Raw genomic sequence first — 13,060 nt, 5'->3', positions numbered from 1 at the left:
TAAAAGATAACATGCAAGACCTATTAAGCACTATAAAAAATCCCATGATTTTTTATCTTCCGGCAGGTCTTTTTAAAAGTTTAAAACCTCAACATATTGATGAGCTTGAAAACATTGGTTTACTTAACACGCTATTTTATACTGATAATAACGGTGAGTATAAAAAATTAACTAATGGTGTTGAGTATCTAGAATTGTTGGGTAAAAGTAAAATTCTTCAGTCTAATATATTTGAATTATTAGATCTAAAATCGCGATTAGATAAAGATGCTTTTCATTATTTACTAGACGAATATTTTAAAGATTTGGATAGTCAAATTATGCTTACCGATATGATTAGCAAAGAAGCAAAAGATACTACTATAAATTATAAACATGAAATACAAGGCTATTTAGATTTACAATACAATCAATTAACGGTACATAAAGAAGAGATTCAGATAAAATTTGGAAGTTGGAAAAACAAATTTGAACTTGATCGTATACTCAATAGGTATAGAACCAAAGTATCCATCCCAACTCCTGAAATTACTAAAACGCCTATTAGTATTTCAAATACTACAGCTATAGATAATAAACCAGAAAAACCTAAGCAAACAAAAAAGAAACGCACTTTACCAAGTGACACAGAAATAGACCATTATTTATTAGAAACGGTATTTGGTGTAGAAATCTCCAATAAAAACAATAAAAAACGGTAAAATTGATTAATTTAGCGTAAAACAAACGTTTATTTTACGCTAAATGAAAGACAGGAAATTTTACACTTGCGAATATTGTTACAAAGAATTTGAGCCAAAACGGAGACGTGTGCAGCGATATTGTAGCAATACTTGTCGCTCTAAGGCTTATCATGCTCGAAAAACGAGCGCTCTAGTAACGACTAAATCAGATAAAGTTTCTGTCTTAGAAAACAGCCCTGAAACTTCAATTGAAAAAATGTCATTGCCAGGTGTTGGAAATGCTGCCGTTGGTATTCTTGCTGTGGATATTCTAAAAAACATCATAACCAAAGAATCAAATAAACCTGCAACTAAAGGTGATCTTACTCAATTAATAGAGAATCTGAATAGGAGATATCATTTGATAAAAAACATGGCGCCTAATGCTTTTGGTCAGTATCCTTATTTTGATTTGGTTGAGGGTGTGGTTGTTTATTTAAGAAGCAATTAGATATTATTCTTTTTAAAATTTTCAGCTTGCTCGAAGATCTCTTTAAAAACCTCATCTCTAGTGATTGGTGGGTAACCATTTTCAGCTAAAAGAATTATTAAGTCGACTTTTAATTCTGCTTTAATATCATCTCTTTGGTTCCAGTCTGTGTATTTTGCTTTATCATCCACTACTTTTTTAACTTCTTTAGCTAGGTGTATTAATTTATCGTCTGGATAATTAAAATCGTATTTATGAGCGATTGCCTTTAGAATATCATAGAATGCTTTCTCTTCGAAATCAATGCCCATGTCTTGAAAAGATTCTTTTTCCTTTCTAAGCTCATGATACAAGTCAATGATTTCATCTGTAAAATCTTCCAATACGTTACTTTGCAGAATATCTTGTTCGCTACGTTCGTTATATTTATCTACAATAGATTTAAACTTTTTAGAAAAGTCAATCCCTTGCATTTTATTTGTTTTCTTTAACTCATCAATGGCTTTTAACAATAATTGTTGCAAGAGTTTTATTTTAGTGTTGGGTAATTTTATCTTTTCAATTTTTGCTAAATAAGCTTCATCAAAAATATCTATTTCATTTTGCTGGTCTTCTCCTAATTTAAAAATCTCTTCTACTCCATCACTTTGTAGCGCTTCTTTTATCAATTCGCGTACTCTAGCATTCATTTGTGCTGTATCTGGGGCATTTCCTTTAGTTAGTTTAAACACAATTGAACGAATCGCTAAATAAAAATGAATATGGTCTTTCTGCTCTTCTGTAAATGCATCAGCACCACAACAGATATCGTAAGCTGCCTTTAAGCGTTTTACAATATTCATAAATCGGGTTTCTATATTCTTGGTACGTTGTACAAATTCAGCTCCTAAGTTTAAACACTCTAGTTGTTTAATACCTTTTCCTGAAAAATAATTAGAGGCATCAAACTTATGAAACAGTTTGGCTAACAAATCTAATTGATCTTTTACGACTACTATAGAGGTTTCTATATCTTCAAAATTTTGCCCATCAACAGCAGAATACTGCTTTAAAGCCAAATTCATTTGCTTTTTAAAGCCAATATAATCAACAACCAATCCTTTTGATTTGGTTTTATATTTTCGGTTAACTCTAGAAATGGTTTGTATTAAATTGTGTTGCTGAATGGGTTTATCTATATACATGGTATCTAGAAAAGGGACATCGAAACCAGTTAACCACATATCTACTACAATAGCAATCTTAAAGTTCGATTTTTCGTTTTTAAATTGTCGGTCTAATTCTTTTCTATCCTCTTTAGTACCTAGTAAATTGTACATTTCTTTTGGGTCATCTTTACCTCGCGTCATTATCATTTTAATGCGCTCCATTGGTTTGATTTCCTTTTTCTCCTTTTCGGTAAGTGTAGACCCTTCCTCAAAGGCTTTTACCTCTGCCCATTGCGGTCTTAAAGCTACGATCTCTTGATATAAATGAAACGCTATAGGTCTAGAACTACAAACAAATAAGGCTTTTCCTTTTATGGTAGCACCTTCCTCTATTCTGGTTTCATAGTGCTTTACAAAATCTTCAGCTACTGCTCTTAATCGGTCTGGATCACCAATAACGGCATTCATATTGGCAGATGCTTTTTTACTTTCTTCTATTTGGTAATCGTTAGCTCCTTCTTCTGCACACAACCTATAATACTCTTCTATTTCGTAAAGCTTTTTATTTTCTAAAACTACTTTGGCAGCACGACCTTCATAAACAATACGTACCGTGATTTCGTCTTTTTCGGACTCTGTCATGGTATATGAATCAATAATGTCTCCAAACACATTTAAAGTAGCATCAATTGGTGTGCCTGTAAACCCAACATAGGTTGCATTTGGCAATGAGTCATGTAAATACTTAGCAAATCCATAGGTCTTTTTTACGCCATCTTCTGTAACCGTAACTTTTTGATCTAAGTTAATTTGACTACGATGGGCTTCGTCTGAAATACAAATAACATTAGTTCTATCGGTTAAAACCTCTAAGTCTTCTGTAAATTTATGTATGGTTGTTAAAAATACGCCTCCACTTTTTCTGCCTTTCAGTAATTCTTTTAGTTCTTTTCGGCTTTCTACACTTATAATATTGTTGTCACCTATATATTGTTTTGCATTTGTAAATTCCGCTGATAATTGATCATCTAAATCGGTGCGGTCAGTTATAATAATTAGTGTAGGGCTTTTAAAGTGTGGACTCCGCATTAACAAACGAGACAAAAATAACATCGTAAAACTTTTACCACAACCTGTAGCTCCAAAATAGGTTCCACCTTTTCCGTCTCCTTCTGGTTTATGGTGCTGCTTTATGTTTTCTAATAACTTAGTCGCTGCATAATATTGCGGATAACGACACACAATTTTTAAATCGTGTTTGTTGCTATCTGGGAAGTATATAAAATTATGAATAACTTGTCTTAATCTATTTTTATTAAACAAGCCTTGTATCATAGTATACATGCTATTGATACCATCTACCTCTTTGTCTAAGCCTAATACTTTTCTCCAAGCATAATAAAACTCGTAATTAGCGAAAAAGGATCCCATTTTATTATTAACGCCATCGCTAATTATACAAAAGGCATTGTACTTAAATAGTTCGGGAATATCCCGTCTATAACGTGTGGTTAATTGCACATAAGCATCATGTATTGTAGTGTTTTCTCTAATAGCAGTTTTAAACTCAAAGACCACTAAAGGCAATCCATTGATGTATAATATACCATCTGGAATACGCTTTTCATAGCCGTTAATTTCTAACTGGTTTACAATTTTATAAGTATTGTTATCTGTATCTGAGTAGTCTATAAGATGAATATATAAGTCTTTTTTAGAACGGTCTTCGCGTTCTAGCTGAAACCCATTTGAGACCAGTTTCATGATTTGCTTGTTAGACTCGTACAAATCAGAAGCACTATACACTTCTAGTTTACGAATAACCGTATTGATTTCCGTATCTGTGATGTTCTCGCTTTTATATTGATTTTGCAAATAGGTTTTAATATCTACTTTAATAAGTACTTCTTCTTGTTTACGCGCAATGGTATTGCCTAAAACATGAGGTATACCTTCATTACCCAACAACTCTATAAAAACGTTTTCTAATTGTGCTTCATTGAATTTGCTCATTTTATCTCTTTTACAATTGGTTGTAATACAACTCCATTATTTAGCATTATCAATAATAAACTTAATAACCTCTATTCCTTTTACAACTCTATCTTCTATATCAATACCTTCCTCATTTTGATTTATCTCTAAAACATTGTCTTCATTAATAGTAAACTTATCTTTTAAATTCTGAAATAATGACTCTGCATTTTTACCATTATTTATTTCAATATGATATCCTGACGAAACACAAGTAAAATTAAACTTAGCTCCCGAAAGAGATAATATTAAAGGAGATAAATAACCATTTTCCAAGGTTACTTTATTAACATGATTCTTAATCTCTAACAAAAATGGAGACCAATGAAATCCATTAAACTGAAGCTTATTCATCTTATACAACTCATACTTACTTTTTTGATTTCTATCTCTAAATGAATAATAACCATCTTGCCCTTCATGAAACAAAAACGATTGGTATTTAATAAAATAATATGCAAAGGTTTTTGGTTTTAAATTATCCAATTCAAAAGTTTTAAGATAATCTTCTATTATTTGTTCTAAACTCTTTTTATTTGATAAATAAGATTCGAGTAAAAAGTTTACTGCTTGTTTTGTTTGGGTAAAATCAATATTACGACTTGGTGTAAAAATAGATAACCAATGACCATTATGGGAACCATAATCAAAAACCCATTCTTTCGTCTTTTTAGCATAATCGCCAAAAGTCATTAATGCACGACTTAACAAATAAAATTCATTTGAAAATAATTTTATAAAAGCATGAGCCTTATTATTAATACTAGTATCCAAATTAAATAACGCTAAATTTCCACGTAAGAAATTATGATCTTCTAATTGATTCTCAGAATTCTTAAATTCTAAATTTTCATTAATAAATATTTCTTTGTTTGCTTCTTCTTTACGCTGTTTTGCATTAAACTTTGAATCCTCAGGAATAACGCCATTTTCTACAATTGCTTTTGTACTTTCTAAAAACTCTTTATATAAATCAGAACGCATTTCGTATTCTGAATTTTCAATTAAGTTTCGTATAATTCTTAATCTATCATTTATTTTTTCAGTATCTTTTAATTGATGTATTAAAACTGCAAATAGTAATAAGCGTTCACCAAAAACAAAAGCACTACCATAAGAAGTAACACACTTTTCTAGTAAATTAACATTGGGGTTTCTAAAAAACAACCTTACTTTTGATGTATCAAAATCTGAAGGATTTAAATAAAATAAGCTTTCAAAATAAGTATCAATATCAGAAATTCCAACAAACTTATTTAAGGAAGAAAAAAGAAACTCTAATCTTTCATCACTTTCTCCATAAACTATCTCGGCTTTTTTTAATAGTTCAGATGATGCTATATCTAAGTCATCTAATGCAATTAAAATATCGGTAACAAATTCTATAAAATTTAGAATTCCATCATCCATTTTTAATGCTAAATCATCATTGGATTCTATATTTTTACATACTTTCCAAAATAAGTCTGACCATTCTTTGTCTATTTTTTCATTAAATTCTTGTTGAAATCTCTCTGGAATTAAACTAGAAAACTGTGATTTAAAATGCTCAAATTCTGTTAGAGGTTTTCCTCGAGAATTCATTTTTATGTATAAACTATCTGCCAACCCTAATTTCTCCATTGGAAGATTATAGAATTTTATTGGTGAATTATCACTTACCAACAAATCCCATATATTATCTTTTCCCAAAGTTTCATATCGATCTTGAATAGAAGACAACATTACCAACATAGAAGCTACTGTTGGATCATTATGCCACTCTGTGAAAAACCATGATTGATTAGTTATCTGCTTCTTTATATCCTCATTTTTGTTTTCAGGAATATAGTTGACTAGTGATTCACAAAAGACCTTAGAACTATGTCTAACTTCATACGTGAAATTTGTTAATACTTTTTTTGATGATTCTTGTTTGTTCTCTCTAAAAGCAGCATACCAATGCAATAAAAACAAAGTAGTTAATCGTTGCTGACCATCTAACGGAATAAAAGATTTTGAACTTAGACCATTAAGATTATACCCATAGATAAAATCAAGTTCAATTGGTTTAATGGGGTTTTCTAACGCAACAAATAAAGCATCTAAAAATTTAGACCTGATTTTCACTACTTTTTCATTAGTGCGTCCTTGTGCATAATCTCTTTGTATAATAGGAATAACAATTTTTGAAGTATCAATTAATTCAAAAAAACTAGTGGGTTTATTAATCATTGTCATTCTTTTTTAAGTTTTTTAAAAAGGCCTTATTTTCTGTATTTAAGTATGGTTTTAATGTTGATAATAACTCTGCACAATACTCTTGCCTATCTAATGCTGTCCAGAATTGATTATCATTTATGACTCCATTTGAATTATAATATCTTAAGAATAAACGTTTGGTACAAATAGGTATGTAACTACCTACCTTATCTAATTTAATAATGCGCTCTCTTTTTACCTGAAATACTGCATTATTTAAAGCAGAATTATCTGTGCCAGTAAGTAATGCTAGGTTTGCAATTGCGTGTGTAGTATCTGTTTGGTTTTCTTTATCAATTACAAAATGGGATAAAACTTCATCAAAAAGTACTTCAAATTTTTCCCAAGTTATATTTTCTTCATTTACTTTTTTTACTTTATTAATTGTAGCTGCTAAAGCATCGTTTTGATTGTTAATCTGTAAGTTTTCCAAATATGGAATATGTAGTTCTAACCATTCTAACCAAGGTTTCTTTTTATTTGGATTAAAATCTTCTGAATTTTGTGCTTGTATGTGTTCTACACTCCATTTTTCTCTTTTATGCAACTCAAAAGGGTAAAACACAATGTCGTTATCTAACTTACGCGTTGTTTCTACATTAAAAAGCAACAATAATTTATTTATTTTTTGAAGCTGCTCTCCTTTTTTATAAATTAAATCCTCTATAATAAAATCAATACTTTTTTTAATTTCAGTATTTACATAATTATTAAACACATTTTTAGTTGAAATAATTGCTTCTTCTAATAATACTTTTACCGTTGAAGCATTACCAATACTTATTAAATACCCTATTTTATGGTATTTATTTTTGTTTTTAAACCATTCTGAAAGAACGTTAAAATAGTGTTCTATTTTTCTCCAAATTTCCCACATTTTATAATCATCATCTGCCAAATTTAAAAAATGAAGAAATGTAAAATAATAGTCTTTTTCTGTTTTGTTTTTACCAGCTATAATATCAAAGAGATACTCAATTTTAGTTTGGTAATTTTCCGCAGATTCGTTAGTAATAAAAGACCAGAAAGGTTTATGGTTTAACTTTTGCTCCATAACATCCCAAAGTTGAGAAATTATAATTTTCTTTTTAATAGCTTCTTCTTTTCCTTCTTCTAAAAATTTATCGCTAGCTAAAAACAAAGCTTTAATAAGTTCTGCATTTGTTAAGGGTATTTTACCAAGATTTAATCTATTAAATAGTTGCTTGCTATTTTCATCATCTTTCACTTTTTCATTTTCACGTTCTACTTGGTACCAAATTACCTGTACAGAACTTGTATCATTTTCTGTACCTAAAAGAGTGTTTAGAAACAAATCTTTGTCTCTACGGTTCATTGCCCTAGTAGCGTCTTCAAACCATTCTTTTATGGTATTGTAGGCATTATAAATGTAGTAGTAATCTACATTACTAAAATCTTCTTTTATATTATTTAAAAATTCACGACTGCCTTCTCTAGTTTCATACTCTAAGGTGAAGAGTTCTTCTAAATAGTCTTCTTTTAGAGAATCTACTTTTAAAAACTCTTGCATTAAATACTTAAGTAGTATATAAATGGTTGTCACACGTTGCTGACCATCTATAAGCTCGTAGCCAGAATAATTGACGCCTTGTGATTGCCAGTCTTTTGGTTTTACTACTACAGGCTGTAAACAATAAAAATAGCCACTATCTTTACTATTACTCTCATTAGCTCTTGCATACTCCCATATATCTCCCAGAAGTTGGGTGACTTGTAAATCTGTCCATCTGTAACCTCTTTGGTAATATGGAATAAAGAAGTTAACACCCAATAAGGCATTAACGGTTTTCGGTTTTAATATGTTTGACATTTATTTTATTGAATTTATATTATGTTTAATTTTTAAAAAGGTAAATCGTTATCTATTTCCAGTTTCGATAAACCAAAAGGATCATCTACTTTTAACCCTAAAAAGACTTCAAGGTTTTCTGGGAACAAATTTTCATCAAACTTAAACGCTTCTGAATTTAACAATTCCCAAATAGCAATACTACTTTTATTATCAGAACCATATCCAATTACACTCTCCAATTTCTTTACATTAAAATGGATCTTATCTATTCCTGCCTTATCGAACAAATTCCAATTTGTAGTAATCATTGCTTTTTTATCACTACCTATATAGATTTCACTTTCCTTTAAATGTTCAAGATTTAAATACCCAAAAACATCATTAATAGATAATTCTTCATCTTCAAAATCCCAATCATTAATAACAAAATAATCGACTTTAAAATGTTTACATAGTTCAATTAAATAATTTGCTGTTCCTTTTCCATGATGACAGACAATTGCAACATTTTCAAAATTCATAAAAGTATCTGCATACCTTTCTTTATTTACTATTGCATCATCATTGGCTATAAACTCTAAAACCTTTTGTTTTATAGCATATTTATAAACCAAAACATCATTTGGTCCTTCAACCAAAATGACTTTTTTGCTAAATAAAATCTTACTCAAATTGGGCTCAATAGTTTTAATAAACTCATTGTACTTTGAATAATTGATAAGTTCACCGGTATCGTCATCTGCAATATTTACATCAAAGTCGTCTAGACTATTATATTTTTTAACCGTTTGGTTGTTCTCATTAATTTCTAATCTAATTAATCCCTTAGTATCAAAAGGGTCAATCATTTTATCAGAATGTGTTGTGTAAATGACTTGATGGTCATTCTCTGCTAAACCACATAACACAGTTTTATAAAAATATTCTTGATGATTTTCGTGCAGAAAACTTTCTGGTTCTTCTAATAAAAACAAGCATTTATCATTGTCATTAAATTCTGAAATAGATTGAACCACAGCCATTACAAACATGGAAATATAACCATCACCAAAATGACTAATAGGCACTTGATTTTCTATATCTCCATTTAAGCCAACCTTAAATAACATTTTTAAGAAAATATCGTGATAATTAGGCAGACCAAAACTTACTGAACAATCATCGTTACGCAAATTGCTTGAATAATTTTTCTTAATAAGACTTATAAACCTATTTAACTCTGAATCTTCTAAAACCTTATCTGTACTAGCTTGTACTTCTTCTTCAAATACAGCTTTTTTATCATTCATCGGGACATCAGAATCTACAATCTTTTTGATGTGTTTCGCTAAAAAAGACCTAAGATTTCCCCAACTTGTTTTATTGGTATTTATTTCTTCTTTAATTTTATGGAAATTAATATAGAAAATATTGAAATATCTAGTTGCTCCAAATGCATCATAATTTATATCGTCCTTAGGTGCGCCATCATAACCTTGAATTTGTGCTAACCCATTTAATGATTCAATTTTACTACCTTCAATTTCCTCTCCATCAACAAACATTTTTAAACGATGATAGCCTGTTAAACTAGCAAACTTTTCACCATCAAATTTTGGTTCTCTAGTACTTGTTGCATTTAAAAGTATAAAAGGCACATTATCCATATCTCTATTATGGAAATCATCTTGTGAAAACGTATCTTTTGAAACAAAATTAACTTGCAAACCATACAGAATCGCATTTAAAAGATTCGTTTTACCACAATTATTATAACCAACAATAGCAACTGGCTTTTTATAATTAGCATCTGGAAACACAAAGTTTTGTCTATCTTTAAATGAACGATAATTTTCTACTGATATAGAATTAATTCTAATTTCTGACATAGGCTTTTATACTGTTTTTGACATTTTGGAAAGAAGTAAATTTTGCAATTCTACCAACTTATTTATTTGAAAGTGCAAATAATATTTTTCTTCAATAATTGGTTTAATCATAAAATATGTTAACTCCAAAACAGTTTCTATTGGTAATATTATTCTCATATCTCCAATCATTTTTAAGTTTAAATTTGGCTTTATCGCATCTTGGGTATTTTCAATTAAAAATTCTTGATGCCAATTACTCATCAAAAGAAAATACAAGTAATATGGATGAATATTATTATTTTTAAATCTAATTATAGCTACATTTTGATTAGTATTTGCAGGAGTTATTTCTTTGTCAGCAATAGCAAAATCACCTACCATTGCACCTGTTATAGTAAACAAAATATCCTTCTCAAGTATTATTGATCTCTTTAACTCTGTATTATGAGTAGTAGAATCAACGTAATTAATTTTTAATTGGTTTATAAAATGATTTTTACCAATTGATTGACTCTTTATGTAGACTATTCTATCTCTATTAAATTGAGTATACATTCTTTTAGGGGTAGTACCTTTTGTGATTAAAGATGTATATTCTATTAATTTTGGAACTTCCCAACCCTCAGGAATCTCAACATCCAACTCCTCATTATAAACCATTTCACCACCAGACGATTTATAAGGTTTTCCTTCTGCATTAGGAAACTCGAAATCTACAAACCAATTTTTATACAAAGCTTGTGCAGTTTCTTCTAGTTTTTGGTTGAGGGTTTCGTTTAGTTTTATACGGTTGACGATAGTGTTGTATTCTGCTACGATGTCGCGTTGTTTTTCTATGGAAGGAATGGGTAGTTCTACTTCTTGCATTTCATCCCAATCAAAAAACTCATGCGCACTTCCGTGCGATTTAAAACGTGCATAACGGTCAAAATCTGGTCTTTTAAACCACATCATTAAATATTCGGAATTTAGAATATTTTCATCTTTAGATTTAAAAATTCTGTATGAAGGTGAGACGATACAATCTTTACCATGACGTAAAGCAATAGATATTTTATCTCCATTTCTAGTGGTTGCTCTATTAAAAGCAAATTGTCCTGTTCTAACTACTCGATACTTAGATAAGTCTATACCAATAGTATTTGTTTTTGCTTTTTGAAAATACTTTCTATTACTAATTCCTTGTAATTTTTTAATAACATTTCCATCATTTTTTTCGTTACAAGGTTCAATATAATCTCCTAAACGTTTATAGTTTAATCTCATAACCTAAGTCTTTAAACACATTTAGTAATTCGGTTTTAGATTGCGCTTCGTCTTTTAATAAACTTGAAAATTCAGTTTGTAAATCTTTCATCTTCTCATCAAAATTGATGTTTTCATCTCTGTTTACAAACTCAATGTATTTACTTGGGACAAGTGAATAATCTTTTTTACGTATTTCTTCAAGTGTAGCAGCATAACAGAATTCTGGAATGTTTTTATAACCAGATTCCTTTTGTTGCCATTTATGATAAGCTTCAGTAATTTCTTCAATATTTCCATCTGAAAACTGAATAAATTTCTTCTCAAAAGGAATTCCTGTCTGTCTTAAATCCATAAACAGAATTTCATCTTCTCTGTTTCTGTAGTTTTTCTCAACATTGTTAAGCTTTACTTGACGTTCTCTTTTGTTGTTATTTATAATCCAAATAGAAACACTAATATCTGTGGTGTAAAACATACTGCCTGGTAAAATAATAATAGCTTCCACTAATTTATTCTCGATAAGCTTTTTACGAATTAAGTATTCTGTGCTTCCTCCTGACAAAGCTCCATTTGACAAAACAAATCCTGCTACTCCATTGTCTGAGAGTTTAGAGACCATATTTAGAATCCAACCATAATTGGCATTTCCAGTTTGTGGTACCTCATAACCTCTCCAACGTGGATCGTCCAGTAATTCGTCTGTAGCTCTCCAATCCTTTTGGTTAAAAGGTGGGTTTGCCATAATATAATCTGCTTTTAAATCTGGGTGTTGGTCTTTACCAAAAGTATCTGCTGGCACATCACCTAAATTGGCAGCTATTCCACGTATGGCAAGGTTCATTTTTGCTAACTTATAGGTGGTTGCTGTGTATTCTTGCCCATAAATAGAAACGTCTTTTTTGTTACCATTATGGCTGTCTATAAACTTCATAGACTGCACAAACATACCACCAGAACCACAAGCAGGATCGTAAATCTTCCCTTTGTACGGTTCTATTAACTCTGCAATAAGGTTGACGATACTTTTAGGCGTGTAGAATTCGCCTTTTCCTTTTCCTTCTGCAATGGCAAATTTGCTTAAAAAGTACTCATACACTCTACCAACAATATCTTGTTGTTGGTCTTTAAGTGTGTCTATATTGTTTATGGTGTCTAGCAAAGCGGCTAGCTTGCTCACGTCCATATTTAAACGCGAAAAGTAGTTGTCTGGCAACGCACCTTTAAGCGATGGGTTATTTTTTTCTACGGTATATAAAGCAGTATCTATTTTTAAGGCAATATCATCTTGTTTGGCGTTTGCTATTATGTAGCTCCAACGCGATTCTTTGGTTAAATAGAACACGTTTTTTTGTGTGTAGAATTCTACCATGTCTACAAACTTTTCTTTGCCATCGTCTATAATTTCTTGTCTACGAACTTGAAATTTATCACTCGCAAATTTTAGGAATATTAAACCTAATACTACGTGTTTGTATTCTGAGCTTTCTACCGTTCCGCGTAGTTTATTTGCTGAATCCCAAAGGGTTTCTTCTATGGATTTTGTTTTTTTGGTTGTTGCTTTTTTGGCCATTTAA

At 30.3% G+C, this 13,060-nt stretch carries 8 protein-coding genes; 2 read left to right on the top strand and 6 right to left on the bottom strand.

Features of this window, described 5'->3' with window-relative positions; genetic code table 11:
* Positions 1-11: 11 nt before the first annotated feature.
* Both BLT80_RS07945 and BLT80_RS07940 read left to right on the top strand, forming a co-directional pair.
* Complete coding sequence (locus tag BLT80_RS07945; RefSeq protein ID WP_139181036.1) at positions 12-701, top strand: hypothetical protein; 690 nt, start codon at positions 12-14, stop codon at positions 699-701.
* A gap of 43 nt (positions 702-744) precedes the next feature.
* Positions 745-1,173 (top strand): hypothetical protein, encoded by a 429-nt coding sequence (locus BLT80_RS07940; RefSeq protein WP_092467087.1) that lies wholly within the window; start codon positions 745-747, stop codon positions 1,171-1,173.
* Here the strand turns inward: BLT80_RS07940 and BLT80_RS07935 are convergent.
* The 6 genes from BLT80_RS07935 to BLT80_RS07910 are packed head-to-tail and all read right to left on the bottom strand — an operon-like array spanning position 1,170 to position 13,056.
* The gene (locus tag BLT80_RS07935; RefSeq protein WP_092467086.1) at positions 1,170-4,313 is read right to left on the bottom strand and encodes a type I restriction endonuclease subunit R; all 3,144 of its coding nucleotides are present in this window, start codon (positions 4,311-4,313) and stop codon (positions 1,170-1,172) included. The genes BLT80_RS07940 and BLT80_RS07935 overlap by 4 nt on opposite strands.
* A 36-nt stretch (positions 4,314-4,349) precedes the next feature.
* The gene (locus BLT80_RS07930; protein ID WP_175455569.1) at positions 4,350-6,548 is read right to left on the bottom strand and encodes a DUF262 domain-containing protein; all 2,199 of its coding nucleotides are present in this window, start codon (positions 6,546-6,548) and stop codon (positions 4,350-4,352) included.
* The gene (locus BLT80_RS07925) at positions 6,541-8,406 is read right to left on the bottom strand and encodes a DUF262 domain-containing protein (protein WP_092467084.1); all 1,866 of its coding nucleotides are present in this window, start codon (positions 8,404-8,406) and stop codon (positions 6,541-6,543) included. Before BLT80_RS07925 ends, BLT80_RS07930 begins: the two co-directional genes overlap by 8 nt.
* A 32-nt stretch (positions 8,407-8,438) precedes the next feature.
* Positions 8,439-10,256 carry an ATP-dependent nuclease gene (locus BLT80_RS07920; RefSeq protein ID WP_092467083.1) on the bottom strand — a complete coding sequence of 606 codons (1,818 nt, stop codon included), beginning with the start codon at positions 10,254-10,256 and terminating at the stop codon, positions 8,439-8,441.
* Positions 10,257-10,262: 6 nt separating this feature from the next.
* Complete coding sequence (locus BLT80_RS20040) at positions 10,263-11,504, bottom strand: restriction endonuclease subunit S (RefSeq protein WP_092467082.1); 1,242 nt, start codon at positions 11,502-11,504, stop codon at positions 10,263-10,265.
* Positions 11,488-13,056, bottom strand: coding sequence for a type I restriction-modification system subunit M (locus BLT80_RS07910; RefSeq protein WP_092467081.1), 1,569 nt, complete (start codon positions 13,054-13,056; stop codon positions 11,488-11,490). The genes BLT80_RS20040 and BLT80_RS07910 overlap by 17 nt, the downstream gene beginning before the upstream one ends.
* Positions 13,057-13,060: the final 4 nt, after the last annotated feature.

Origin of the sequence: Winogradskyella thalassocola (assembly GCF_900099995.1) — a bacterium.
GTDB lineage: Bacteria > Bacteroidota > Bacteroidia > Flavobacteriales > Flavobacteriaceae > Winogradskyella > Winogradskyella thalassocola.
Note: the sequence above shows the minus strand (reverse complement) of the source record. Positions and strands in the feature narration are given on the sequence as shown.

Coding starts and splice junctions, on each gene's coding strand:
- BLT80_RS07945 (WP_139181036.1), top strand. CDS start 12: ATGCAAGACCTATTAAGCACTATAAAAAATCCCATGATTTTTTATCTT.
- BLT80_RS07925 (WP_092467084.1), bottom strand. CDS start 8,406: ATGTCAAACATATTAAAACCGAAAACCGTTAATGCCTTATTGGGTGTT.
- BLT80_RS07930 (WP_175455569.1), bottom strand. CDS start 6,548: ATGATTAATAAACCCACTAGTTTTTTTGAATTAATTGATACTTCAAAA.
- BLT80_RS07935 (WP_092467086.1), bottom strand. CDS start 4,313: ATGAGCAAATTCAATGAAGCACAATTAGAAAACGTTTTTATAGAGTTG.
- BLT80_RS07910 (WP_092467081.1), bottom strand. CDS start 13,056: ATGGCCAAAAAAGCAACAACCAAAAAAACAAAATCCATAGAAGAAACC.
- BLT80_RS20040 (WP_092467082.1), bottom strand. CDS start 11,504: ATGAGATTAAACTATAAACGTTTAGGAGATTATATTGAACCTTGTAAC.
- BLT80_RS07920 (WP_092467083.1), bottom strand. CDS start 10,256: ATGTCAGAAATTAGAATTAATTCTATATCAGTAGAAAATTATCGTTCA.
- BLT80_RS07940 (WP_092467087.1), top strand. CDS start 745: ATGAAAGACAGGAAATTTTACACTTGCGAATATTGTTACAAAGAATTT.